The organism is Scrofimicrobium sp. R131 (assembly GCF_040256745.1).
Classification (GTDB): domain Bacteria; phylum Actinomycetota; class Actinomycetes; order Actinomycetales; family Actinomycetaceae; genus Scrofimicrobium; species Scrofimicrobium appendicitidis.
On the sequence record NZ_CP138335.1, the window covers coordinates 236947 to 262679 of the forward strand.

21 protein-coding genes and 1 tRNA gene are annotated in these 25733 nt (G+C 65.8%); 17 read left to right on the top strand and 5 right to left on the bottom strand.

Translation table 11 applies throughout. The features are described 5' to 3' along the window. The first annotated feature begins 5 nt into the window (after positions 1–5). From SAC06_RS01190 to SAC06_RS01215, 6 genes are all read left to right on the top strand, one after another. Positions 6–1625 (top strand): mechanosensitive ion channel family protein, encoded by a 1620-nt coding sequence (locus SAC06_RS01190; RefSeq protein WP_350258396.1) that lies wholly within the window; start codon positions 6–8, stop codon positions 1623–1625. Next, on the top strand, positions 1618–2022 hold the full coding sequence (gene msrB / locus SAC06_RS01195; RefSeq protein ID WP_350258397.1) for a peptide-methionine (R)-S-oxide reductase MsrB: 405 nt from the start codon (positions 1618–1620) through the stop codon (positions 2020–2022). Before SAC06_RS01190 ends, msrB begins: the two co-directional genes overlap by 8 nt. 16 nt (positions 2023–2038) lie before the next feature. Beyond that, positions 2039–2866 (top strand): EamA family transporter, encoded by an 828-nt coding sequence (locus tag SAC06_RS01200; protein WP_350258398.1) that lies wholly within the window; start codon positions 2039–2041, stop codon positions 2864–2866. Between the two features lie 110 nt (positions 2867–2976). Then, positions 2977–3540 (top strand): 3'-5' exonuclease, encoded by a 564-nt coding sequence (locus tag SAC06_RS01205; RefSeq protein ID WP_350258399.1) that lies wholly within the window; start codon positions 2977–2979, stop codon positions 3538–3540. Between the two features lie 82 nt (positions 3541–3622). Then, positions 3623–4927, top strand: a complete 1305-nt coding sequence (locus SAC06_RS01210) for a homoserine dehydrogenase (protein ID WP_350258400.1) — start codon at positions 3623–3625, stop codon at positions 4925–4927. Positions 4928–4938: 11 nt separating this feature from the next. Next, positions 4939–6183, top strand: a complete 1245-nt coding sequence (locus SAC06_RS01215; RefSeq protein WP_350258401.1) for a multidrug effflux MFS transporter — start codon at positions 4939–4941, stop codon at positions 6181–6183. On the opposite strand, the gene SAC06_RS01220 is transcribed toward SAC06_RS01215, so the two are convergent. Together SAC06_RS01220 and SAC06_RS01225 are read right to left on the bottom strand one after the other, a co-directional pair. Next, entirely contained in the window at positions 6180–7214 is a 1035-nt protein-coding gene (locus tag SAC06_RS01220) for a Gfo/Idh/MocA family oxidoreductase (protein ID WP_350258402.1), read from the bottom strand. The two genes, SAC06_RS01215 and SAC06_RS01220, sit on opposite strands and share 4 nt — an antisense overlap. Beyond that, complete coding sequence (locus SAC06_RS01225) at positions 7211–8206, bottom strand: Gfo/Idh/MocA family oxidoreductase (RefSeq protein WP_350258403.1); 996 nt, start codon at positions 8204–8206, stop codon at positions 7211–7213. Before SAC06_RS01225 ends, SAC06_RS01220 begins: the two co-directional genes overlap by 4 nt. A 265-nt stretch (positions 8207–8471) precedes the next feature. Between SAC06_RS01225 and SAC06_RS01230 the strand changes: the two genes are divergently transcribed. Beyond that, positions 8472–11840 carry an exo-alpha-sialidase gene (locus SAC06_RS01230; RefSeq protein WP_350258404.1) on the top strand — a complete coding sequence of 1123 codons (3369 nt, stop codon included), beginning with the start codon at positions 8472–8474 and terminating at the stop codon, positions 11838–11840. Positions 11841–11964: 124 nt separating this feature from the next. Here the strand turns inward: SAC06_RS01230 and SAC06_RS01235 are convergent, their stop codons facing one another. Continuing rightward, on the bottom strand, positions 11965–12735 hold the full coding sequence (locus tag SAC06_RS01235) for a FadR/GntR family transcriptional regulator (protein ID WP_350258405.1): 771 nt from the start codon (positions 12733–12735) through the stop codon (positions 11965–11967). A gap of 85 nt (positions 12736–12820) precedes the next feature. Here SAC06_RS01235 and SAC06_RS01240 point away from each other — a divergent pair, with 85 nt between their 5' ends. The 8 genes from SAC06_RS01240 to SAC06_RS01275 all read left to right on the top strand — a co-directional run bounded on the left by SAC06_RS01240 (position 12821) and on the right by SAC06_RS01275 (position 21237). Next, positions 12821–14401, top strand: a complete 1581-nt coding sequence (locus SAC06_RS01240; RefSeq protein WP_350258406.1) for an ABC transporter substrate-binding protein — start codon at positions 12821–12823, stop codon at positions 14399–14401. Positions 14402–14479: 78 nt separating this feature from the next. Then, complete coding sequence (locus SAC06_RS01245; RefSeq protein WP_350258407.1) at positions 14480–15436, top strand: ABC transporter permease; 957 nt, start codon at positions 14480–14482, stop codon at positions 15434–15436. Positions 15437–15462: 26 nt separating this feature from the next. Next, entirely contained in the window at positions 15463–17481 is a 2019-nt protein-coding gene (locus tag SAC06_RS01250; RefSeq protein WP_412766224.1) for a dipeptide/oligopeptide/nickel ABC transporter permease/ATP-binding protein, read from the top strand. Continuing rightward, on the top strand, positions 17478–18293 hold the full coding sequence (locus SAC06_RS01255; protein ID WP_350258409.1) for an ABC transporter ATP-binding protein: 816 nt from the start codon (positions 17478–17480) through the stop codon (positions 18291–18293). The genes SAC06_RS01250 and SAC06_RS01255 overlap by 4 nt, the downstream gene beginning before the upstream one ends. A gap of 20 nt (positions 18294–18313) precedes the next feature. Further along, entirely contained in the window at positions 18314–19228 is a 915-nt protein-coding gene (locus SAC06_RS01260) for a dihydrodipicolinate synthase family protein (RefSeq protein ID WP_350258410.1), read from the top strand. Beyond that, the gene (locus tag SAC06_RS01265; protein ID WP_350258411.1) at positions 19228–20151 is read left to right on the top strand and encodes an ROK family protein; all 924 of its coding nucleotides are present in this window, start codon (positions 19228–19230) and stop codon (positions 20149–20151) included. Before SAC06_RS01260 ends, SAC06_RS01265 begins: the two co-directional genes overlap by 1 nt. A 2-nt stretch (positions 20152–20153) precedes the next feature. After that, positions 20154–20822 (top strand): N-acetylmannosamine-6-phosphate 2-epimerase, encoded by a 669-nt coding sequence (locus SAC06_RS01270; protein WP_350258412.1) that lies wholly within the window; start codon positions 20154–20156, stop codon positions 20820–20822. Positions 20823–21030: 208 nt separating this feature from the next. Continuing rightward, a complete protein-coding gene (locus SAC06_RS01275; RefSeq protein WP_350258413.1) occupies positions 21031–21237 on the top strand; it encodes a hypothetical protein in 207 nt (68 codons plus the stop codon). A 469-nt stretch (positions 21238–21706) separates the two neighbouring features. Here SAC06_RS01275 and SAC06_RS01280 read toward each other — a convergent pair whose 3' ends face one another. Both SAC06_RS01280 and SAC06_RS01285 read right to left on the bottom strand, forming a co-directional pair. Beyond that, complete coding sequence (locus SAC06_RS01280; protein WP_350257626.1) at positions 21707–21925, bottom strand: transcriptional regulator; 219 nt, start codon at positions 21923–21925, stop codon at positions 21707–21709. A gap of 632 nt (positions 21926–22557) precedes the next feature. Continuing rightward, positions 22558–22633 (bottom strand) — tRNA-Lys (locus tag SAC06_RS01285). Between the two features lie 85 nt (positions 22634–22718). On the opposite strand from SAC06_RS01285, the gene SAC06_RS01290 reads away from it, so the two are divergent. Next, entirely contained in the window at positions 22719–23345 is a 627-nt protein-coding gene (locus tag SAC06_RS01290) for a hypothetical protein (RefSeq protein ID WP_350258414.1), read from the top strand. Positions 23346–23355: 10 nt separating this feature from the next. Continuing rightward, a complete protein-coding gene (locus tag SAC06_RS01295) occupies positions 23356–25722 on the top strand; it encodes an RNA degradosome polyphosphate kinase (RefSeq protein WP_350258415.1) in 2367 nt (788 codons plus the stop codon). Positions 25723–25733 lie beyond the last annotated feature (11 nt).

Sequence of the window (25733 nt, forward strand, 5' to 3'; positions counted from 1 at the left end):
TGGGTATGGAGAACACGGATGAGGTCGTCAGCCACGCCATCAACCTGATGGCGCTGCTGGGTTGGACTGTGGGCGGCGCGGCGGTCGGGGTGGCGGTCGCAGTGGTGATTCTCCTCCTAACTTTGCTGCTCAGTCGACGTTCGCGGACGCTGAACGCCTTCCGCCGGCGGACCCGCGCCCCCTTCCTGGCCACGCTGCTGTTTGTGGGGGCCCTCACCGGTTACAGCCTGGCGGACGTGCCCGAGACTTCCGGCCTCTACCTGGCCGTCAAGCACGGGCTGCTGCTGGCGGTCATTGCCTGCCTGGGGTGGTTTTTCTACGCCAGCTGCGGCCTGCTGCAGGATGTCACCCACGCGCGGTTGCGCCGGGATGCGCGCGATGCCCAGCGGATGCAAACCCAATCTCAGGTGCTGCAGCGGGTGCTGCAAACCATTGTTGTGATTGCCACCCTGGTGGTGATGCTGCTGACCTTCCCGGCGGCCCGGGCTCCGCTCGCGTCGCTGCTGGGGGCGGCCGGAATCGTCTCGGTGGTCACCGGCCTGGCTGCCCAGTCGACGCTGGGGAACATGTTCGCCGGCATTCAGTTGGCCTTCACCGATGCCATCCGGGTGGGCGACACCGTCACGGTTAGCGTGGGTGGGACCGAAGAGGTGGGTGTGATCGAAGAGCTCACCCTCACCTACGTGGTGCTGCGGATCTGGAATGAGCGCCGGGTGCTGCTGCCCTCCAACTATTTCACCGGGCAGGCGTTTGAGAACTGGACCCGGACGGGTGCCGATCAGCTCGGCAAAGTTGAGATCCATTTTGACTGGCCGGTGCCGATGGCCCAGATCCGCCAAGAGGTCCAACGGATCCTGGTTGAGTCTGAGCTGTGGGACCACCGGACCTGGAACGTGCAGATGACCGACTCGTTGGGGACCTCCGCCACGGTTCGGGTGGTGCTGTCTGCAGCCACCCCCGGGGATCGCTGGGACCTGGAGTGCGAGGTTCGGGAGAAGCTGGTGGCTTGGGCTTGCCGGGAAATCCCGTGGGCCCTACCGCGCCTTCGGACCGTGCCCGAGGAGGTCCACGTCGTCAACCGGGACGTGTCCGACCAGCGGGTGGCTGAACTGGCCGAAGACCTGCAGCGGATCACAGCGGCGAACTCGCACCAGGACTCGGCCGAAATCCCGGTCCAGGACGACGCGGTGGCCGCGCGCGACCCCCTGCACGCCGCGCGCCTGCGGGCCAGCCGCCGGAAGGCCAAGCAGGCTCGGCGTCGATCGGTGCTGCACCGCCCCGCCGGGCCGCCCCAAGCTCCCACCGCCCTGGACTCAACCCGGGTGATCACCGACCCGACCATGGTGGCTGGGGATCTGGCCCCCGCCCATCGCTCGACCCCGGATCCGACCGCGACCGCCTCGCTGGCAGACACCGACGGGGATGGCACCCGCCTGTATTCCGGTTCGGCGGATGCGGAGGCCCGCCGGGCGCTTTTTGCCGGTCCGGGTGAGGACGTGATCCGCCAGCGCGAGGAAACCATCGTCATGCAGGCCCTGGACGCCCGCGGTCAGATTCCCCCTCCACCCGAGGGGGACTCCGATGGGAAGCGTCCGAAAGCACAGAAGGAGACTAGTGATGACTGACAGCCCGAAAGCCTGGACGGAAGAGGAGTGGCGCCAGCGCCTGAGCCCGATGCAGTACCACGTGCTGCGGGAGGCCGGAACCGAGCGTCCCGGGTCCGGTGAATTGCTGGCCGAGGAGCGCGGCGGCACCTACACCTGCGGTGGTTGCGGGGCGGAACTGTTCTCCGCGGACACGAAGTTTGACGCGGGTTGCGGCTGGCCCAGCTTCTTCGAAGCCCGCCCGGGCGCGGTCGAGTACTTCTCTGATTTCAAGCTCGGTTACGAACGCAAAGAGGTCCGCTGCGCCAACTGCGGCTCCCACCTCGGACACATTTTCCCCGACGCTCCGCAGACCCCCACCGGCATGCGCTACTGCATGAACTCGGCAGCTCTCGGCTTCGTGCCGAGTGAAAGCTAGGCAACTGGCGGGCTCCGTGCCCGCCCCGCTAATTTTCGTCGGCTCGGGTTTCTTCCAGTACTCCGGCGCCGCGCTCGCGGTCACCCTGTTTTCGGTGCTGGGCCCGGGCCCCACCACCTGGTGGCGCCTCCTGGTCGGGGCCCTGACCCTAATGGTCCTCTGGCGGCCCTGGCGCCAAAAATGGACCCGGCAGGATCTGCTGGGCTCCGCGCTGTTCGGCATCACCCTGGGTCTGATGAACCTGCTGTTTTACGAGGCGATTGCCCGAATCCCGCTTGGGGCCGCCGTCTCGGTGGAGTTCCTGGGCCCGGTGGCAATTGCCGTTTTCCGGGGACGAGGCGTCCCCCCGCGCCTGGCGGCGCTGCTAGCCCTGGTTGGCATCGCCCTGATTGGGGGCTGGGGGTTGGACCTGTCCGCCCCGGGGGTCCTGACCGGCGTCCTGTTTGCCCTGGGGGCCGCCCTGATGTGGGCGGGCTACATCCTGCTGGGTCAGGCAATCGCTCAGCGCCGCTCGGGGGTCAACTCCCTGGCCGTGGGGTGCCTGACCGCGGCCGTGGTCTTCACCCCGTTCCTGGCCCCGGCGGCGCTGGCGGTGGAGTTCACCGGGCCCGTGATCTTGGCCATTCTCGGGGTGGGGATCTTCTCCACCGCGATTCCCTACTCGTTGGAGGCGATCGCCTTCCGCCGCCTCACCCCCGCGGTGTTTGCGCTCCTAACCGCCCTGTTGCCGGCCACCTCTACCCTGATTGGGGCGCTGGCCCTTCGCCAGATTCCCACCCCGGGCGAGCTGGTGGGCCTCCTCTTTGTTTCGGTGGCAGTCTGGCTGGCCAGCCGGGTCACCTAGCGGGTCGACCCGGCCCGAAAGGGTGGGAGTAGACTGGCCCGAGTCAACCGTCAGATCATCCCCGTCTGGCTTCGCGCAATAGGGCCGGGCTCGTCCCGGCGGAGGTTTCCTTGTCGATCGAAGAACTGCACTACACGGCTATTGACTTCGAAACAGCCAACGGCAACGCGGGCTCGGCCTGCGCGGTCGCCCTGATTCGGGTCGAGTCGGGCCGGGTGGTGGACCGGTTCTCCTCCCTGCTGCGCCCGGTCGATGGGGGCGGGTTCAGCTCGTTCAACACTCGGATCCACGGCCTGCGAGCCCGCGATGTGGCCGACGCCCCCACCTGGCAGGAGCTTTGGCCCACCGTCCGCACCTTTGTGGGCCGGGACGCGCTGGTGGCGCACAACGCCCCCTTTGATCGGGGGGTTTGGCGCGCGGCGGGGCGCCTGGCCGGGATTGGCGAGGCGGAGCCGGACTTCTACTGCACGGTGCGCCTGGCTCGGCGTCACCTTTCACTGCCCTCCAACCGGCTCCCGCTGGTGGTGGAGGCCCTGGGTTTGCCGAACTTCCGCCACCACGACGCGGAGGCAGACGCGCTGGCCTGCGCCCAAATTGGGATTGAGATTTCCCGCCGGGCCGGACTGTCCCGGGTGGAGGACTTCGGGGCCCCGGTGGGGGCGGGCCGACGCTGAAAAGTGGACGGCCTTCCCAGAGCCGGCCCCACCTCGTTTACACTGACTGCAGATTTGTCCCGCCCGTTGCTGAGGAGTGCTCGTGGCCGCTAATTCCCCTTCCTTGAGAGTTGCGATTCTTGGTGCCGGCACCGTTGGCTCGCAGGTGATTCGCCTGCTGAGCGAGCAGGCCGACGACTACGCCGGGCGTATCGGCGGGCACCTGGAGATTTCCGCGGTGGTGGTTCGCGACGTGACCGCGCCGCGCGACACCGAGATCGACCCGGCCCTGCTCACCACCGACGCGGAGGCGGCCATTGCCGGCGCGGACCTGGTGATTGAGCTGATCGGCGGGATCGAGCCGGCGCGGACTTTCGTGCTGTCCGCCCTGAACCAGGGCAAGACCGTGGTCACCGGCAACAAGGCGTTGCTGGCCGCTCACGGCCCGGAACTGTACGAGGCGGCCGCCGAGTCGAACGCCGACCTGTACTACGAGGCGGCCGTGGCCGGGGCGATCCCGGTCGTGTACGGCCTGCGCGAGTCGCTGGCGGGTGACAAGATCAGCCAGGTGCTCGGGATTGTCAACGGGACCACCAACTTCATTCTGGATTCGATGGCTTCCTCGGGAGCCAGCTACGAGGAGGCCCTGGCGGAGGCCCAGCGGCTGGGCTTTGCCGAGGCGGACCCGACCGCCGACGTGGAGGGGCTGGATGCCGCGGCCAAATGCGCCATTTTGGCTTCGCTGGCCTTCCACACCCGCGTCAGCATTGACGACGTTGCGGTGGAGGGGATCACCGGGATCACCGCTGACGACATCGCGCAGGCGCAGAGCTCGGGCCAAACGATTAAGCTGCTGGCCATTGCCGAGCGGAAGACCGGCCCGGACGGGAAAGAGGGGGTGTCGGTTCGGGTCCACCCCGCGTTGGTCCCCGTTTCTCACCCGCTGTCCACCGTCTCCGGCGCGTTCAACGCGGTGGTGGTGGAGGGCGAGGCGGCCGGTCGGCTGATGTTCTACGGCCAGGGCGCCGGCGGGGCCCCGACCGCGTCGGCCGTGCTGTCCGACCTGGTGGCAGCCGCCTCCCACCGGTTGCACGGGGGTCACGCCCCCCGCGAACTGGTTTACGCGGATCTGCCCATCCTTCCCGCCGAAGCGGCGGAAACCGAGTATCAGATCCGCCTGCAGGTGGAGGACAGCATCGGTGTTCTGGCCGAGGTCGCTCGACTGTTTGCCGATCGAGGCGTCTCCATCCGTTCGGTGGATCAGGTGGGGGGACACGACGGGGCCAGCTCGCTGGTGATCGCCACCCATCGGGCGCCCGAAAGCGCCCAGCAGGCAGTAGTCAAAGCACTGGCGGAAAGCTCTGCCGTGCGAGGGGTAAGTTCAATTTTGCGTCGTGAAGGCGCCTAGAAAGAAGGACCTTGAGTAATCCACCATCCGGCGCGGGAGTCAACCCCGGAGACGAGCTCTCCCGGCGCCAACGCCTAACCTATGTTGTTGTCCTAGGGATGCTAACCGCCCTAGGACCTTTTACCGTGGACATGTACCTGCCCGCGTTTCCCGCGATCCAACACCAGTTTGGGGTGGACCCGGCCGCGGTCCAGCTGACCCTGACGGGGACCATGGTTGGGTTTGCCGCCGGCCAGCTGATCGTTGGGCCCCTCAGCGACAAGGTGGGACGGAAAGTCCCGCTGATCGTGGCGGCCCTGGTCCACATTGCCGCCTCGATCGGGGTGGCGATGGCGCCGGATATCATCTGGCTCGGGGTGCTCCGCGTGATCCAGGGGTTTGGGGCTGCCTCCTCCGGCGTCGTCTCGATGGCGATGGTCCGGGACCTGTTTGGGGGCCGCCGCCTCGTGAAAATGCTCAGCCGTTTGGCACTGGTCAACGGGTTGGCGCCGGTGATCGCCCCGGTGTTGGGCTCACAGCTGCTGGCGATCATGAGTTGGCGGGGGATCTTCTGGGTCCTGGCCGGCTACGGGATCCTGGTCTCGATTGCCCTGGTCGTGCTGATTGCGGAAACCCACCCGCCGGCACGCCGGCTGGCGCTGCAAAAGCCGCTGCGGGAACGGTACCGGGCGGTGCTGTCGGACCGAATTTACGTTGGGTCGCTGGTGGTGACGGCGATGAACTTCACCGCTCTGTTTGCCTACCTGTCCAGCTCCCCGTTCCTGTTCCAGCAGGTGTACGGGATGAACCCGCAGCAGTACGGGATCCTGTTCGCGATCAACTCCGTCGGGGTGATCGTCGGGGTGCAGACCAGTGCCCACATGATGCACCTGGGTCGGTGGTCGCCGCAGTGGATCATTGCCACCGCACTGGCCGGGCAGATTGTCCTCGGCGCGGTTATTTTCGGCCTTTCCCTGGCCGGGGCGGGCCTTTGGGGGACGATCATTCCGCTGTGGTTCTTCATCTTCTGCTGCGCCCTGAACTTCCCCGCCATTCAGTTCCTGGCTCTGGCCAATCACGGCGAGGAGGCGGGAACTGCCGCCAGCCTGCTCGGCGCGGTCAACTTTGGCGTGGCCGGGATCCTCTCGCCCATCATCGGGGTGCTGGGGGTCGGCTCGGCCGAGCCGATGGCTGGAATGATGGTGGTGGCCGCCCTGCTGGGCACGGCCGCGCTCTGGTTGATTATCCGACCCCGGACCGTCCCCGACCTGGATTAGGGCCGCTCGGGCACGCCCGAGGTCACCGACCGGTAGGCCGCTTCGATCGCCGCCAGGGTGCGGCGGGCCTCCGCCAGTCCGTAGTCGGCGTCCTGGCCGGCCAGGGCAGTGGTGACCACGTGGTCCAGGTAGGCCCGTAACGCTTCCTCGCCGCCGTCGAATGATTCGGCCCGCAGTCCCTCCGGACCGTAGTGTTCGAGGGCGGGCCGGTCGTCGTCGGCCACCGCCTGGCCGTGCGAACCCAACACCCGCATCGAGGTGGCGGTGGGCCCCAACCCGGGGGCAAAGGGGACGCGCCCCAGCGTGATGGTGGCGTTCACCCCGTGGGTCAGTTGGACCGAAACCACTGCGGCGTCCTCCACCCCTCCTCGGCGGTGCGAATCCAGGAACAGGGAACCGGTCAGGGCGAAGATTTCCTCCACCTCCAGTCCGGTGGCGTAGTGCATGGCATCCAGGCAGTAGCCGAGGAAGTTCATCATTTCTCCGCCCCCGGACAGGGACCGGTCCACCACCAGTTCGGGCCGCTCCACCGAGGTGGAGAAGTGCGCCCCGTCGGCCAGGAACTCCAGGTCGAAGTGGACGGGCAGGCCCAGGTAGCCGGCGTCGATCCACCGGCACAGCCGGCGCAGTGCCGGCGCGTGCGTCCGGTTGATTACCGAGCACCGAGCCCCCACCCGGGCCTGGGTGGCCAGCAGTTGATCTACCTGCGCGACGGAGGTGGCGACCGGCTTGTCCACCAGCAGCGATAGGCCGCGCTCAAGCAACTGCTGAGCCAGGTGCGCGTGGCGGGTGGGTTCGGAACAGATCAGGACCAGGTCCACCCGGCTCGGGTCGAGCCATTCACCCAGGTCCTCGTGCCAGGGAATCCGGGCCTGCTCGGCCACCCGGCGCGAGTCGGTGCGCATCCACTCGGGTACCCCCGGTTCTTCCCCCAGGCCGACCAGTTCGACCCGGGAGTCTTGCCCCAGGATCTCCAGGTAGGGGCCGGCGTGGCGAACCCCGCTGGCGCAGGCAACTCGCAGGCGGTTCATGCAGAAACTCCGTTCGGTTCAAGGCGGACCGGGGCCCCGGTGACCAGGGATTGCTGGGCGGCCAGAGCGCCGCGGAGGGCCGCCCGCACCTGCTGCGGCTGAACCAGGAGTGACTCGGCCCCGGTCACCACTGCGATCCAGTGCGCCAGTTGACGATCCAGCGCGCCCAGGATTGAAGCCGGGGGCACTTTGACCCCCGGGGCGCTCAGACCGGGATCGTCTTCCGTCGAGTGTTTCAGGGTGCCGCGCTCACCGACCAGCACCACCCGGCGCAGGGCGTCGCCGCGCTCGCGCAGGGCGTAGCAGAGCTCCAGGGTGGCCAGGGCGCCGTTGTCGAAGCGGACCACCGAGGTGAAGCTGTCGGGCTGGGGCATCCGAGCCGCGAACGTGTTGAATCCGCGGGTGAGCACCTCCACCGGCTCGGCTCCCAACAGCCAGACCGCCAGGTCCATGATGTGGGTGCCGTTGTGGACCGGGTGGCCACCGGACTGGGCGGGATCCAGCTGCCAGCTGCGCCACCCGCCCGGCCAGACGTGCCCGGTGTACCAGCTCACGTGCAGCAGGCGCGGGGCGCCCAGCTCCCGGCTCCGGGCCTGAAGCTGGGCGATGATTGGCTGAAACCGGACGGTCTGTCCGACCATCAGGCTGACCCCGGCCCGCTCTGCCGCCGCGGTCATGGCATCGAAGTTCGCCACCGAGAGCGCGGCCGGCTTGTCCACGTGCACGTGTTTGCCGGCGCGCAGGGCCGCCAGCGTCGCGGAGGCGTGCTGGGCGGTGCGGTTGCAGATGTCCACCGCCACCAGTTCCGGGTCGGCCAGGACCCGGTCCAGGTTGGTGCTCGGTTGGGCGTGGGGGATAGTGGCTGCGAACGAGGCAGTGTGGGCCGGGTCGGAGCCGACCACGTACCTGATGGTCACCTCGGGCAACTGCTGGAGGGCCTGGGCGTGTTCGCGGGCAAACGCGCCGGTTCCAACCAGGGCAATGTTCAACATCAGGGTCCTCTCCGCGGGTGGTCGACCGGCGTCGGTCTCCTCCCGAAAGCAAGTTCTTCTCCAGATAATAGATCAGATATCAGACAAATGTTGGCACTTGGGGTTGGGTGAGCTCGGTCAGTGGGTGGTCAGCAGGGGAGTTGGAGGCTGGTCGAGCCTGCGTCCAGAGAGTGGTCAAAGTTGGCAACTTTCCAGTTTCGGGTGACTTGTCTGATGTCTTATGATTTAATAGGGTCTGTTCATAGTCGAACGAATAGGAGAACTGATGACAGTCTGGACCCGCCGCCTCGCCGGGGTTGCGGCCACCGCCATCTTGAGCATCGTTGGCCTGGCCCCCCTGTCCCACGCCGAGCCGGCCCCGGCTCCGGCCAATGTGGATCCCACTCTGCCCGCCAGCTACGAAGAAACCCGTCTGGCCACCAACGGTGTCGACGGCTTTACCTGCTATCGAATTCCCGCCCTCACCACCGCCAACGACGGTACCGTCCTGGCCTCCTGGGATGGGCGGCCCGGTTCTTGCGGCGACGCGCCCAACCCTAACTCGATCGTCCTGCGCACCTCGGATGACAACGGGCTGACCTGGTCTGAGCCCAGGGTGATTGCGCAGGGTGTCGGCGGCGACGACCAGGTCGGCTACTCTGACCCCTCGTTCGTGGTCGACCGCGAGACGGGCGACATTTTCAACTTCTTTGTCCAGTCCTACGACTGGGGCTGGCACCAGGGCGGCAACAATCCGCCCTCCACCGAGCGTCAGGTGATGCACGCCGTCTACATCAAGTCTTCCGACCACGGCCAAACCTGGTCGGAGCCGGTACGCGTCACCGAGGCGCTGGATCCGAACGGGGACGGCACTGTCGTCAACGGTCGGTTTGCCGCCTCCGGTGAGGGGATCCAGCTTCGCACTGGCGCCCACGCCGGGCGCCTGATCCAGCAGTACACCGTTCGCGACATCTCCAAGGGTGGCGGCATGTACGCCGTTTCGCTCTACTCTGACGATCACGGGGAAACCTGGCAGGCCGGGGAGCCGGTAGGGCCGAACATGGATGAGAACAAGGTGGTGGAGCTCTCGGACGGTCGGGTGATGCTGAACTCGCGCTCCTCCGGTAGTTCCGGCGGCCGCTGGATTGCCTACTCCGACGACGGGGCTGAGACCTGGACCGGACTCACCTTCGACACGCAGCTGACCGACCCGCGCAACAACGCCTCGATCATCCGGGCCTTCCCCCTGGCCGAGCCGGGCACTCCCGAGTCGAAGATCCTGCTGTTCTCCAACGCCAACTCCGCGAGCAGCCGTGCCAACGGGACCATCCGAATTTCTTACGATGACGGTCAGACCTGGCCCGATTCCAAGGTGTTCCAAGCGGGCGGAATGTCGTATTCAACCCTGACCACCCTGGCCGACGGCACCATCGGGTTGCTCTACGAGCCGGGCGGATCAAACATCCAGTTCGCCAAGTTCACCTGGAACTGGCTCGAACCGGGTGGAGTCACCGCCGAGGTGGCCGAGCCCGGTGTGGTTCGAGGCGCGAACACGGTGAGCGTGACCCTGAGCAACCCCGGCCTGGCCGGGGATCTGGAAGCGGGCACGCTCACGGTTGAGTATCCCGAGGCGACCGGCAGCGTGGCGGTCCCGGCGCTGGCCGGTCAGGGTCAGGTGACAGTCGAACTGCCCCTGGAGATCGGCCAGTTTGTCGATCCTGGCCCGCTCACGCTGGCGGCTAGCTACCGGACGGGAGAGCGAACCTTCACCCTGCAGCTGCCGCTGGAAGTCACCTTGGCCGAGGGACAGTATGCCTCGGAAGTGGCTCCGCGCGACCAGTTCTCGGTGATTGAGTCCGCCCCGGCCCAGGCCGGCGAAGGACCCGAGCGGATGCTCGACGGAGCCAACTTCACCCTGTACCACACACTGTACGCGGGGATTGAGTTGCCGGACGGCTTCGTCGTCGACCTGGGTTCCGAGCTGCAACTGGCCTACCTCGACCTGACCCCTCGCTCCGACGGGGCCAACGGCAAGATTGGCCAGTACCGGATTGAGGCGGGGTCAGATCTGGCCGACCTCCAGCCGGTGGCCGAGGGAACCTGGCCGGCCTCCGCCTCGTCCCAGCGCGCCTACCTGGATGGGGTCAATGCCCGCTACGTCAAGGTGGTGGCGCTGAGCTCCTACGGCGACACGCCCAACAGCTGGCTGTCGGTGGCCGAGTTCAACGTCCGAACCGTGGGTGAGGAGCCCGAGCAGCAACCGCTCCAGGTCGAGATGACCCTGGCTGGGACCCCGGCTGCATCCTACGCGGTGGGGGATCTGATCCCCGTCAACCTGCGCTTCACCAACCTGACCGACCAGCCGCTCTCGGCCCAGTCCACCACCTCCGGGTGGGAGGGGTTGGCCGGCTGCGCGGTGGAAGATCTGGCGGCGGGCACCAGCGTGGACTGCGAGGGTCAGGCCAGCTACCGTGTGACGCAGGCGGACCTGGAACGTGCCTACGTGGACCTGAGCCAAGTCTGGTCGGTTGAGCAGTCCGAGGTGCAGGTCAGTGGCCCGCGGGTGAACCTGGGGATCATCATCACCAACCTGGGCGTAATTGACGTTCCCGAAGTCATTGAGGCGGGCACCGTGCTCACCTACCGGTTCGAATACCAAAACCTGACCGAGCGGACGGTTGCGGTGGTGCCGTTGGAAGGCGATTTTGGCGGTTTCCACATCACCGGGACTCCGAACTGTCGCTACGGCGCACTGGCCCCAACGGGCAGCACGCCCAAGTTCTGCAACACAGCGGTGTACACCGTAACCCAGCAGGATCTGGACGCCGGACAGATCGCCCCGGCGGCTCGGTTCGCGGTGGGGCCGAACACCAATGGGACCGACCCCTACTTTGAGGTGGACGTGCCCGCCCCGGTGTTGCGCTTGGGTGAGGACCTGCCGGTGCTGACCGAAGTGGACCCGGTCGATCCGATCTCGGTTCCGTTCGGCACGGATCTGGATGGGGTGTTGGCTCTCCTGCCAACCCACGGGCAGGCACAGGACTCGGCCGGCGGCACTCACGAGGTTGAGTTTGCCTGGGAAGTGGTTGACTACGACGGCTCCTCGGCCCAGACCTACCCGGCTCGCGCCACCTTCGCGCTTCCAGACGGGGTGGAGGCCGGCGGGATTGACCCGGTGGTCGAAACCAGCGTGACGGTGGAACCGGCTGAAGTCACCGAGCCGAAGCTGGCCTCAGTCACCCCGGTCGACTCGATCACGGTCGAGGAGGGAACCGACCTGGTCGCGGTCCTGGCTCAGTTGCCGGCCACCACCACGGTGACTGACACCGAAGGGACCAGCTACCAGGTAGAGCTCACCTGGGAGGTGACAGGTTACGACGCCAACGTCCCCGGCACCTACCGGGCAACCGGGAGCTTTGCTCTGCCCGAGGGGGTGGCGCCCTCCGATGAGGTCGACCAGGTGGTCACCACCGGGGTCATTGTCGAGGCGAAGGTCGTCCCCAGCCCGACGCCGACGGAACCGCCCGCACCGAAGCCGGGCGAGCCGAAGGACCCGGAGTTGGCTGACACCGGTGCCAACCTTTGGCTTCCGGTTGGGTTGGCCGGGTTGCTGGTGGTAGCTGGAGGAGTGGCGTTGCGCCGATTTCGCAGCTAGAACCGGTAGTTAATGCAGGAGGTGGGCGGAGCCGGTTGGCTCCGCCCACCTTTTGCTGTCTGGTTGGGCTGTCTGGTTGGGCCGGTCCAGTTGGGCCAGTCGCGCAGGCTGCGTCCGAGGGCGACTACTCGGCGGGCTCGTGGCGCAGAGCGGTCATCAGCGGCTCGTAGTGCTCTTCGACGGCCAGGCAGTAGGCATCCAAATCTCCGGCGTAGGCGGCGGAAAGCATCGCCTGGTGAGCGCGGGCGGTCGCGACGGCCGCCCCCTCGGTGTGGGTGACCAGGTCGGGCAGGATCGCGGTGTGAACCAGCCAGAAAGAGGAGTAGGTCTGTCGCAGCAGTTCGTTGCCGACGCCCCGCAGCAGCAGGTCGTGAAAGGCCATGTCCTCGGCCATGAAACTGCGGCCCTGCTCGGTCAGCTCCAGCATCGCCTCGACCAGTTGGTCGAGCTGTGGGTTGGGGCGCTGGTGGTGAGCGCGAACCACGTCGCGCGCCATTCCGTAGTCCAGGGCCCGCCGAGCCTCGGCGACTTCCAGCAGGAAGGTTCGGTTACCGGTGGCGGACAGCGAGGCTCGCAGAGCGAGCGTCTGGACCATCGGCTCAAGCGACATTTCTCCCACGAAGGTCCCCGAGCCGTGCTTGACCTGGACAATGTCCAGCGCTTCGAGCTTTCGAAGTGCCTCGCGCACAGATGAGCGGGAGACTCCGATCTCGGCTCCAAGTTCCGCCTCGGTGGGCAGGGGATCCCCCGGGGCCAGGTTTCGGCTCAAGATGTAGGACTTGATGGCGTTCATGGTCGCTGCCGCCCGGTTCATCATCGAAACCGCGGGAGGTTGCGTAATGGCAACGCTAGATAACAGTTCGGTTAACGCGCCTTGCGCGAAGTTGTCAGACATCATATGATTATTCTATCTCAGCATCGTAAGTGTTGGGACAAACATAAGCACAACAGTGTTCATAGCTCAACGGAGAGGAGCAGGGATGTCGTTCCTGCGAAGGAAAGGCGGCGCGGCCGCAGCAGTAGCCGTGGTCGCAGCGCTGGCCCTGTCAGCGTGTGGCAGCGGAGGGTCCAAGGACCAGTCTTCTGCTGACCAAAGCGGATCCGCCGAAGGAGGGAGCGCCGGTACCACGATTACCGCCGCTGCCGCATACGAAACCACCAACTACGACCCCTCCAGCACGTCTTCCGCGCTGGCCATGGGAACCAACTGGCATGTCATGGAGGGTCTGTACGAACTCGACATGCACACCTTCGAGCCCTACACCGCGCTGGCGGCCGAAGATGAGCCGACCAAGATCTCTGACACCGAATACGAAGTCAGCCTCCGCGACGGAGCCAAGTTCTCCGACGGAACTGACGTAACCGCGGCCGACGTGGTTGAGTCCTACAAGCGGGCCACCGCCGAAGGCAACCTGTACGGCTCCATGCTGGACTTCATTGACGACGTTGTCGCCAAGGATGACACCACCGTCACGATCAAGCTCTCTCACCCGTTCTCACTGGTGAAGGAACGCCTGTCGCTGATCAAGGTGATCCCCGCCTCGAGCACCCAGGAAGACATGACCGCGATGCCCGTTGGCACCGGCCCCTGGAAGTACGATTCCATCGATGAGCAGAAGGTTGTCTTCTCGCCCAACGAGTACTACAACGGCCAGTTCCCGGCCCAGGCCGACTCGATGGTCTTCGACATCATCAAGGACGACACTGCCCGCACCACCGCCCTGCAAGAGGGCACCGTCATGGTGATGGAAGCGGTTCCGGCTGACGTGCGCGACCAGCTGGAAGGCGCCGGCCTGACCGTCGAGTCCATCCAGGGCTTCAACCTGCCGTTCCTGATGTTCAACACCAAGAAGGCTCCGTTCGACGACGCTCGCGTCCGTCAGGCGTTCTTCTACGCGATTGACACCGAGAAGCTGATCTCCAACGCGATGGACGGAGAAGCCCAGGCGGCCACCTCCTTCCTGCCGGAGACGCACCCGAACTACAACAAGGCGAAGAACGTCTTCACCCACGATCCGGAAAAGGCCAAGTCGCTGCTGGCCGAGGCGGGTGTCACCTCCTTGGACATGACCCTGCTGACCACCGATCACCCGTGGATCACCGCTCTGGCTCCTCAGATCCAGAACGACCTGGCCGCGGTGGGCATCAACGCCACCATTCAGTCTGAGGCTTCCGCCTCCCTCTACGCCAACAACACCGACGTGGAAGACCCGCAGTTCGACGTGGCCCTGGCCCCCGGTGACCCCTCGGTCTTCGGCAACGACCCGGACCTGCTGATGAACTGGTGGTACGGGGACAACCCGTGGACCAACCAGCGGACCCAGTGGAAGGACTCGGAAGGCTACACCAAGCTGCACGAGCTCCTGAACGAAGCTGTTGGTCAGGAAGGCGACGCCCAGCAGCAGCTGTGGAACCAGGCCTACGACCTCCTCTCTGAAGAGGTGCCGCTGTACCCGCTGTTCCACCGCAACATGATCACCGGCTACAGCCAGGACATGCTGCAGGACTACCAGCCCATTAGCACCACCGGGCTGAACTTCATTGGCGCTGGCGTCAAGTAAGTTCGACTAGTACCGCCTTGGGGTGGGACCCCAACTGGTCCCACCCCAAGTCATACCCTCAACAATGGAGTTTTCGGCGTGAATAACCTACTTCGCCTGATCGGGCGGAGGTTGGTAGCACTCCCAATAATGGTCTTGGGCGTTACCTTCCTCGTGTTCTTTTTGATGTCCTTTTCCAAAATCGACCCGGCCTACTCAGCCCTCGGCGAGGGGGCCACGCCGGAAGCACTCGCTAACTACCGCGAGACCCACGGGCTCAATGATCCGTGGATCGTCCGCTACCTCAGCTTTCTAGTCGGCCTGCTGCACGGCAACCTGGGCACCTACGGGGCCAACCAGACCTCCGTGGCCGACAAGATCGGGACCGCCTTCCCGATCACCATGCAGCTGACTTTCCTGGGCTTGATCTTCGCCGTGGTGATCGCCCTGATCCTCGGCGTAGTCGCCGCTCTGTTCCGCGACCGCTGGCCCGACCAGGTGATCCGGATCTTCTCGACCGCCTTCATCGCCACGCCTTCCTTCTGGTTGGCCGTGCTGCTGATCCTGCTCTTCTCGGTCAACCTGGGGGCTCTCCCAGCGTCCGGTCCACTCCCAACCCTGTCTGAAGACCCATCGGGGTGGCTGGCCCGCATGGCTCTACCCTGCATCGCGCTCGGCGTCCCTGTGGCCGGTCAGCTCACCCGCGTGATCCGAACCGCCATGGTGGAAGAACTGGACAAAGACTATGTCCGGACCGCCCTCGGAGCCGGGATCCCCAAACGGGTCGTCATCTCCCGCAACGTGCTGCGGAACGCTTTGATCACCCCGGTCACCGTCCTCGGCCTGCGAATCGGCTACCTGATCGGTGGCGCCGTCGTCATCGAGGTCATCTTCAACCTGCCCGGGATGGGAATGGCCATCTTGCAGGGTGTACAGCAGAACTACCCGACCCTGGTGCAGGGCGTCACCCTGGTGGTGGCTCTCTCGTTCATCGTCATCAACATCGTCGTGGACATGCTGTACATCCTCATCAATCCGCGCATTAGGACGGTCTGACCATGCGACGCAAACTCACAGAAAAAATGGAACACAGTGCGGGCAACGTCCGCTTCCGGCGCCTGCGGGCCATGCCGTGGAGCTCCCGCCTGGCACTGGTGCTGCTGGTCCTCATTGTTGGCATCGCGGTGTTTGCCCCGCTGCTGGCACCGCACAACCCGCTGGAAATCTTCACCGCTCGGCAGGCGCCCTCCTCTGAGTTCCTGTTCGGAACCGACGAGAAGGGGCGCGACGTCCTCTCGCGGATGATGTACGGGGCCCGGTACTCGCTGGTGATTGGCCTGGGAGCCACCGCCTTCGCGCTGCTGCTCGGCTCGATCATCGGCTCCTTCGCCGCGGTAGCCAACAAGGCCGCCTCCGAGGTGACCATGCGGATCATGGACGTGATCATGTCCTTCCCCGGGATCGCCCTGGCCGCCGTGTTCGTCTCCGTTTTCGGCAACTCCCTGGTCGTGATCATCTTCGCGATTGGCTTCCTCTACATTCCGCAGCTGACCCGCGTGGTTCGCGCCAACGTGATGAGCGAATACGGTGAGGACTACGTCAAGGCGGCCATCGTCTCGGGTGCCTCCGCGCGCTGGATCCTGATCAAGCACGTGGTCCGCAACTGCATTGCCCCGGTCATGGTTTTCACCACGGTCCTGGTGGCAGACGCGATCGTCTTCGAAGCCTCGCTGTCCTTCATTCAGGCCGGCATCCAAGAACCGACCGCCACCTGGGGTAACATCCTGGCTGACGCTCGTTCGGGCGTGCTGTCCGGGCGCTGGTGGCAAGCGCTGTTCCCCGGCCTGGCCATCATGATCACCGTGCTGTCCCTGAACATCCTCTCCGAAGGCCTGACCGACGGCCTGGTGGCTGCCCCCAAGGGCGAAGCCCCCAAGCCCGACGAACTGGCTGGCGAGCGCGAAGCCGACCAGATCCTGCTGGATCCGGTCGCCGCTCACAAGGCCCAGGCCGAATCGCTGGATGCGGCGCTCACGCAACTGCGCGAAGTGGAGCTCAAGCGCCGGGACCGCCTGGTCTTCTCAGCCGACGCGGAGCCGCTGCTGGAGGTGCGCAACCTCTGCATTCGCTTCCCGCGTCACGGGCAGGTCAACGTCATCGACCACATTTCGTTCTCGGTCCGCCCGGGCGAAACCATGGGCCTGGTGGGCGAGTCCGGATCGGGCAAGTCCATCACCTCCCTGGCCATCATCGGCCTGCTCGATCCGCGCGCCGAAATCGAGGGCGAAGTCCTCTACCAGGGCCAGGACCTGCTGACGATGCCGGTCAAGGAGCGTCAGGCGCTGCTGGGCCACGAGATCGCGATGATCTACCAGGATGCGCTCTCCTCGCTGAACCCGTCGATGCTGATCCGCGCCCAGATGAAGCAGCTGACCAGCCGCGGCGGCACCCGCACCGCGGAGGAACTGCTGGAACTGGTCGGATTGGACCCCAAACGAACGCTGGAATCCTACCCGCACGAGCTGTCCGGTGGGCAGCGCCAGCGCGTCCTGATCGCCATGGCTCTGACTCGAGATCCGAAGCTGGTGATCGCCGACGAGCCGACCACCGCGCTGGACGTCACCGTCCAGAAGCAGGTGATCGACCTGTTGAACGAGCTGCGCGAAAAGCTTGGCTTTGCCATGATCTTCGTCAGCCACGACCTGGCGCTGGTGGCCGAGGTGGCCCACAGTGTCACGGTGATGTACGCCGGCCAGGTGGTAGAGCAGGGTCCGATCCGTCAGATCCTGATCGACCCGCGCCACGAGTACACCCGCGGCCTGCTCGGGTCGGTGCTGTCGATCGAGGCGGGGTCGGGTCGACTCCACCAGGTGCCCGGCGTGGTGCCCAGCCCGCGGGACTTCCCCGACGGTGACCGGTTCGCCCCGCGTTCCTCGCACCCGGATCAAGATCCGAGCCTGCGACCCCGACTCGTCGACGTGGGTCACGATCACCGCTTTGCCACGGTCGTGCCCGACGACCTGCTAATTGAGGACCCGAACGGGGTTCGCGCCCTCCTCGCCCAGGTGTCCGGCTCAGATTCCCAGGAGGTACAGGCATGAGCCCCGACCAGAGCGCACCCATCATTGAGTTGCGCGACGTAGACGTCACCTTCAAGACGCGGACCGGTTCCCTGATTCACCCGAACCTGGTGCGGGCAGTTCAGGGGGTTAGCCTCTCCCTGATGCCGGGTCAAACCATCGGCCTGGTGGGCGAGTCCGGCTCGGGCAAGTCCACCACCGCCAACGTGATGTGCGGACTCCAGGCCCCCACCTCCGGCCAGGTGTTCTTCAAGGGCGAGGAGGTGACCAAGCGCAGTGCTAAGGACCGGAAGCGAATTGGCCGCGTCGTCTCGGTCGTCTTCCAGGACCCCGCCACCGCCCTGAACGCGCGCATGGTGGTTGAGGAGCAGCTGCTCGACCCGCTGCGCGTGCACCACGTGGGCACCGACTCGGAACGCCACGTGCGCGTGCGCGAGCTGATCGAAATGGTGGGTCTGCCCAGTTCCGTCCTGGGGGCCCTTCCCGGGCAGCTTTCCGGCGGTCAGCGTCAGCGCGTGGCCATTGCCCGCGCCCTGGCTCTGAACCCGGATGCGATCATCGCCGACGAACCTACTTCGGCCCTCGACGTCTCCGTTCGCGCCCAAATCCTGAACCTGCTCACCGACCTGAAGGATGACCTGCAGTTGGGGATGGTCTTCATCTCCCACGACATCCAGACGGTTCGCTACGTGTCCGACCAAATCATCGTGATGAACGGTGGCCTCATCGTCGAACAGGGACCGGCCGAGCAGGTCCTGCACCACCCGAAAGATCCCTATACCCGCACGCTGCTTGGCGCTGCACCCTCCCTGCTGCACCCCAGTGTGCACTGATCCTGAGAAAGGTCTGCTTAATGTCTCTTCGTGGAGTTGTTCCTCCCGTAGTTACCCCGTTGCTCCCCACCGGAGAGTTTGATCGGGAATCCTTTGATCGCAACGTCAACCGCATGCTCGACGCGGGGGTTCACGGCCTGTTCGTGATGGGATCTTCCGGTGAGGTCGCCTACTCAACTGATCGGCGCCGGGACGAGGTGACCCGTGCGGCCGTCGAGGTGGCTGCGGGGCGCGTCCCGGTTCTGGTCGGGGCGATCGACATGCAGACCGCGCGGGTGGTGGAGCAGGCTCAGCGCGCCCAGGACCTGGGGGCCGACGCCATTGTTATCACCGCTCCCTTCTACGGCCTGGGTGGTCCCGAGCAGGTGGAGCGCCACTTCCGAGTGGTGGCCGAAGCGGTCGACGCCCCCCTGTACGCCTACGACCTGCCCGTCTCGGTGCACACCAAGCTGCAGCCGGAAATGCTGGTCCGGCTTGGCGTGGACGGGGTGCTGGCCGGGGTGAAGGACTCCTCAGGGGACGACGTCTCCTTCCGCCGCCTCGTGCTGGCCAACCGGGATGCGGGCAGCCCGCTCTCGCTGCTGACCGGACACGAGGTGGTGGTGGACGGCGCCTACCTCTCCGGCGCTGACGGAGCGGTTCCGGGCCTGGGTAACGTCGACCCGCACGGCTTTGTCCGCCAGTGGGAGGCCTACCGCGCCGGCGATTGGGCCGCCGTGCAGGCCGAGCAGGACCGACTCTCACGCCTGATGGACATCACCTCGGTGGTCAAGGGCGTCAGTGGATTTGGGGCCGGGGTCGGAGCCTTCAAGACCGCGCTTCAGCTGCTGGGCGTCTTCACCAGCAACCAGATGCCGGAGCCGGTGCCCAGCCTCACCGGCGCCAACGTCGAGGCGATCGCCAACGTCCTGCGGGCCGAAGGGCTGCTGGACTGATGACCATCCTGGCCCTGGACATTGGGGGAACGAAGGTGGCTGCGGGCCTGGTGGATCTGACCGATCCACCCCGGGTCCAGCAGCGCCGCTCCCAACCCACCCGCCCCGAGCGGGGCGGCGAGCAGTTGCTGGCCGACCTCGTCCAGTTGGCCCAGGAAATGATTGCCGCGGTGCCGGCCGGATCAGTGAGCGCGATCGGGATTGGCTCGGCGGGAGTGATCGACCCCGAAACCGGGTGCGTCACCTCCGCCACCGACCTGATTCCCGGCTGGGCGGGCACGCCGCTTGGCCCCACGCTGGCTGCAGCTACCGGCCTGCCGGTCGCGGTCACCGGGGACGTGCTGGCCCACGCGTTGGGCGAGCAGGTTTACGGGGCCGGCCGGACCTACCCCTCCGCCCTGGCGGCCGGCATCGGCACCGGGGTCGGCGGGGCGCTGGTCGCCAACGGGCAGGTTCGCCACGGCGAGCACGGGGTGGCCGGCCACTTAGGCCACGTCGGCCACCGGCTGGCCCGCGACCTGGTCTGCTCTTGCGGCCGGCGCGGGCATATGGAAACCATCGCCTCGGGGACCGGAATTGCCGACGAGTATCGCCGCAGGACCGGGCGTCAGCTCGATGGGCGGGCGGTGGACGAGGCAGCCGAAGCGGGCGACGAGGTGGCCCGGGCCGTGGTCACCAACGCCGGGCTGGCCCTGGGAGAGGTGCTGGCCGGGCTCACCAACACTTGGGACCCGGGAGTAGTCATTATTTCCGGTTCCGTGGCCAAGTCGGGTCAAACCTGGTGGGACGCCGTCCGGTCCGGGTTTGCCGCGCAGGCAATGGACCCGGTGGCTCACACCCCGCTGGTTCCCGGCCAGCTCGGTGGGGATGCGCCCCTGCTGGGGGCCGCCCACTTCGCACAGACAAAAAGTGAGGAAAACTGATCATGGATCCGCTGATTGAATCGCTCCGGGGCCGACTGGTGGTCTCCTGTCAGGCCTACCCCGGGGAGGCACTGCGTCACCCCGAGACGATGGCCCAAATGGCGCTGGCCGCCGAAGCCGGGGGAGCGGCCGCCATCCGCTGCCAGGGATTGGCCGATATTTCCGCGATCCGCGGTCAGGTGCAGGTGCCGGTAATCGGCCTGTGGAAAGACGGGCACGAGGGCATCTACATCACCCCCACCCTCCGCCACGCGCGTTCCTGCGCCTGGGCGGGAGCGGACATTGTCGCGGTCGACGCCACCCGGCGTCCCCGCCGCGACGGCCTCACCTACGCCGAAACCGTTGCGCGCCTCCACGACGACGGGATCCTGGTGATGGCCGACTGCGGTTCCATCGCCGACATGGAAATGGCGGCCGAGGCCGGCTCGGACATCCTGTCCACCACCCTGGCCGGCTACACCGGCGAGCGGGCCAAAACTGACGGTCCGGACTTCGAGTTCCTGGACCAGGCGGTGGCGCAGTTCCCCGAGTTCCCGGTCCTGTGCGAGGGGCGGGTCCACACGCCCGCGCAGGCGGCCGAAGTAATCGCCCGAGGCGCCTGGAGCGTCGTCGTTGGCACGGCCATCACCCATCCGACCACGATCACCCAATGGTTTACCGCCGCTCTCTGAGCCGAGGCAACCATGCTTCCGGAAGTCAGGCCGTCTACCCTGCCTCCCGGGACCAGCCGCGTCAGCCTGAGCTGGCGCGGCTTTGGTCATCCCGGGGCGGGTGCCCGAGCGCGGGCCCGCTCGCAAGTCACTAACTTTTGTCAGTATCGCCCGTGAGCTGACTGTGAAAAGCTGAAATCACAATGAAAAACCGGCAGGAGACAACAACATGATGAATCGGCGCCATCGGGCCCTCGTGGTCCTGCTGGTGATTGTGGCCCTCCAGATCGTCGCTGCGTTCTGTCTGGTCTTTCTGGACCGCGTCCCCACCGCGTCGCAGCTGGCACTGGTGGTCGGACTGGACCTGCTGGCGCTGGCCACCATCGTCGGTGTCACCAGCAGCAACCCGGAGATACCGGCAGAGTCAGTGAGCTAGGCGCGGCCCGGTTCCGCTGGCCGGGTGGGTTCCCGCCGCGGCCAAATGGTGTAACTCAGGGCCCAGAGGAAGTCGATTGCAGGACAGGTGCCCCGGTAATTTCACCGACTATGAGAGCGTGGAGACGATGAGCAGACGGGAGTTAGCTGAGTAGCTGTCCGACTCCGCTTGCCCCCTGCTGGACGAGGGCAGTCGAGAACTCGTTGATCTCGACGTTGAAGAGGGAGACTGGGACGTGGTGGCTGACGAGTTGATGCATGCGGCCGACGTCCTAGGCGTCCCACTGACCGACATTGTGCGAATCTAACGGTTCTCATCTCATACCCGCCCCTGCGGCGGGTTTTTTGATGCCCGCTTGGGTGTCTTTATTTCCCTGGCCGCCGAGGATCGTTCCGGCGAGACGTGGACTATCCGCCCGGACCTAATCTTCTGGGTGGAAGAAACAGTGAGGGTCCGGCCTGAATGTGTGTTAGGGCTGTGCTCGGTCGGTGCGGGCTCCGCGTCCGGGGCGTTGGGCTTGCCAGGTGTCGATTGTCTCGGGTAGCCATCCGCGCACGGCTCTTGGGCCTGAGCCGGTGAGCGCGTCTGGTTCTGGGAGGATGCCCCGGCCGGAGTAGCCGCGCGCGGTTCCCTCGGTGATTCCGATCCGCTCTGCTACGTCCCGCAGTGCCAGGTAGTGCACGCTCATTTTCTGCTGCCCTGTTGGACCAGTACGTTCCAGGCGGTGAGTGCCCAGCCCACCGCGCATAGTGACCAGGCGGCTACTGGCTTCCAGCCTGTGCCTCTGTCGGTTAGTAGCAGGAGGGCTGCGGTGGTTGCCAGCATGACCGCGACCCCCATCAGGTCTCGTTTCATTGTTTCTTCCCTTTCTCGGTGCTGGAGCCCGGAGTAGGCTTGAGTGGCGGGGATTGAAGATGGTTCGTTCATTTTCAATCCCCGCGTTCCTTCTTAGCTACCGTCCTTGTCCCGCAGTAGCTGCCATAGTGCAGGCAGAACTGGGATAGCGCTGAAAGCAAAACTCAAGTTCTGCTGATCTAAGCTTGCGCTGCTTTGGGTGTTGCTTTTGCTCCGAGCTGACACTCATTACTATGCAGTGGTATCCCGGTCGGATCAAGTTGATACAGGATCACTTTGCAGGTCTTGACCCCCACTTTCTGCCTGGGGGTCTGTCTCGCTCACTGGGGGCTTTTGCTGCTAAGTCCAGTTAGGGTACCGCATAGGGTACCCTTGCTGGTTTTGGATGCCTGGGGGAGGGGTTTTTGCCTGGTGAAGGCAATGCAAAAGCCGCACTATTTCAACGAATAGTGCGGCTTCTGACCCTGGTAGGCCCAGCGGGGCTCGAACCCGCGACCCACGGATTAAAAGTCCGTTGCTCTACCAGCTGAGCTATAGGCCCACAACCATTGTAGTCTGGATGCTAACGGAGCAAAAATCGGTATTTGTCACGATAGGTGCCGGTCGAAGGTGGGAAGGAAACAGCTGTGGAAGCTAGAAGGTTTCGTCGTCCAGCCATGCTCGACCCGAAAGAGGCCGAAGAAATCATGGGTGATGGGGATCCGGCCGAAGAGGCCGAGATTGCCCACACCTCCGCCTGGGCACTGATGGGAGTCCCGGAGGGAGACTTCGACCAGGAGCACGTGGACCGCCTGGTGGAGGTGGTCCAATCCCAGGGCGTCGATGCCATTGCGGGTCTGTGGGACCGATCCTCCGAAATCACCCTCGCGGGCGCTCTCTGGCGCCTCTACCTGCTCTGGCAGTGGCACCAGCTTGACCCCGCGACGGTGGACGAGCGCTTCGACGAGGGGCGGGAGGCCCTGCTCGCCCAGGGGGAGACCCCCGACTCGATTCCCCCGCTCGGCGACGTCCTCCGCGGGCTCGAGATTGTGCTCGGCGGCCGGGCCAGCGAAGATCAGCTCTCCCCGGTGCTGGAGGTGGCGGCCCGAACCCTGGAGGTGATGGCAGCCGGCGTCTCAGCAGGTCCTCGGTGGATTGAGTCGGACGAACACGAGCTGGCCCACCCCGTGACCCGACGCCCCCGCGCCCTGCTCGACACGGCCCAAGAACTCAGGGAAAGTGCCCGGCAGGCTCGCCAGGGCACCCTTGGATAAAGGAGTCCCCATGACCTCGCCCGACTCTGTTCCCGAGGCTCCGGTGGAAGAGGCGCCGCCGGAAATCTCCGACTGGGAACCCGCCCTGCCCGAAGAGCTGTTTTTGGATGCGACCAAGCTGGTCGGGGAGGAACACCAGGACGAGGAGTACCCCATTGCCGAGGTGGACCGCCTCGCAGAACTCACCCAGGAAGAGTGGGAGGACGAGGTGTCCCCGATCCTGGGGCTGCCCCTGGACCGGTCCAAGCCGATGGGCCTTGACCACCCGCTTCCCGACGGGCGCTTTGCCGATCGGGAGCTGTCCTGGCTCGCCTTCAACGAGCGGGTGCTGGAGCAGTCGGAGGATCCGAGCGTGCCCCTTTTGGAGCGGCTCTGGTTCTCAGCCATTTTCAGCTCCAATCTGGATGAGTTCTTCATGGTCCGGGTGGCCGGCCTTCAGCGTCGGATTGCCGCCGGCATCGCGGTGCCGACCGCTTCCGGGCTGGCCCCGCGCGAGATCTTGGACCTGATCCTGCGCCGAACGCGGGAACTCACCACCCGTCAGGCTGAGGACTTTCTGGAGGACCTGCTGCCCGCGCTCGATGACAACGGGTTGCATCTGCGCAGTTGGAACGACCTGGACGAGGCCCAGCGCGAGCGGCTCGCCACCTATTTCCGGAGGCGCGTCTTCCCGGTGCTGACCCCGCTGGCGGTCGACCCCTCGCACCCATTCCCCTACATTTCGGGCCTCTCGCTCAACCTGGCGGTCGTGGTGCACAATCCGGTTTCCGGCAAGCGTCACTTCGCTCGGATCAAGGTGCCCGAGACGCTGCCGCGCCTGATCAACGTGGACACGGCCAACACCGACGGCAACCCGGAGGACCATGTCCGCCAGCGACGCGGAGCCACGTTCATCGCGCTGGAGGACCTGATCACCGCGCATCTGGACCACCTGTTCCCGGGGATGGAAATCCTAGAGGCGCACACGTTCCGGGTGACCCGGAACGAAGACCTGGAGGTGGAAGAGGACGACGCGGAGAACCTGCTGACCGCAATGGAAGAGGAGCTGTCCCGGCGCCGATTCGGCCAGGTGGTCCGCCTGGAAGTGACCGACTCGATCACGCCGTTCGTTCGAAACTTCCTGATTGACCGGCTGGAGATCTCCGCCGGGGACGTGTTCCAACTGCCGCCCCCGCTCGACTTCACCGCCTTTAACCAGCTCCACGACCTGGACCTGCCCGCGCTGAAGTACCCGCCCTTCGTGCCGGTGACTCCGGCCGGGCTGTCCGAGGTGGAATCCTCCCAGCCGGGGGACATTTTCGCTTCGATCCGGAACCACGACGTCCTGCTGCACCACCCGTACGACTCGTTTGCCACCTCGGTTCAGCAGTTCATCACCCAGGCGGCGCGGGACCCCCACGTGCTGGCCATCAAGCAGACGCTGTACCGGACTTCGGAGAAGTCCCCGATTGTCTCCGCCCTGATCGAGGCCGCCTCGCTGGGCAAGCAGGTGGTGGCCATTGTCGAAATCAAAGCCCGCTTTGACGAGGATGCCAACATCTCCTGGGCCCGCCAGCTAGAGCGTGCCGGGGTCCACGTGGTCTACGGGGTGCTGGGGCTGAAAACTCACTGCAAGCTGTCCCTGGTGATCCGGGAGGAAGCGGACGGGCTCCGGCGCTACTGCCACATCGGGACCGGCAATTACCACCCGGGGACCGCCCGCGGATATGAGGATTTGGGACTGCTGACCGCCGACCCGTCCGTCACCCAGGATCTGACCCGCCTGTTCAACCAGCTGTCCGGCTACGCGCCGAAGTCGACGTTCCGGCGCCTGCTGGTGGCACCCGTGTCAATCCGGTCCGGCCTGATTGAGCGGATTGAGGAGCAGATGGCTCGGCGCCTGCGCGGGGAGGATGCCTGGATCGGGATCAAGGTCAACTCGATTGTGGACGAGGCGACCATCGACGCCCTCTACCGAGCCTCCCAGGCGGGGGTGAAGATCGACATCGTCGTGCGGGGAATCTGCGCGCTCCGGGCCGGGGTCAAGGGCCTGTCCGAGAACATCAAGGTGCGTTCGATCCTGGGCCGCTACCTGGAGCACTCCCGGATTTACGCCTTCGGGGTGGGGGAGCAGCAGGAGGCGTGGATCGGCTCGGCCGACCTGATGCACCGGAACCTGGATCGCCGGGTCGAGGCGCTGGTCAGCATCGAGGATCCCGAGCAGGTGGCCTACCTGGTCACGCTGATCAAAACCGGCGTCTCCCCGCGGATCTCCTCCTGGCAGCTGCGCAAGTCCGGAGCTTGGAAGCGGCGGACCCACGATAAGGACGGGGCACCCCTGCAGGACATTCAGGAACTTCTGATGGACGAAGCATCGGCGCGGGTGGTGGGTCGCTAAGAGGGTAAGGT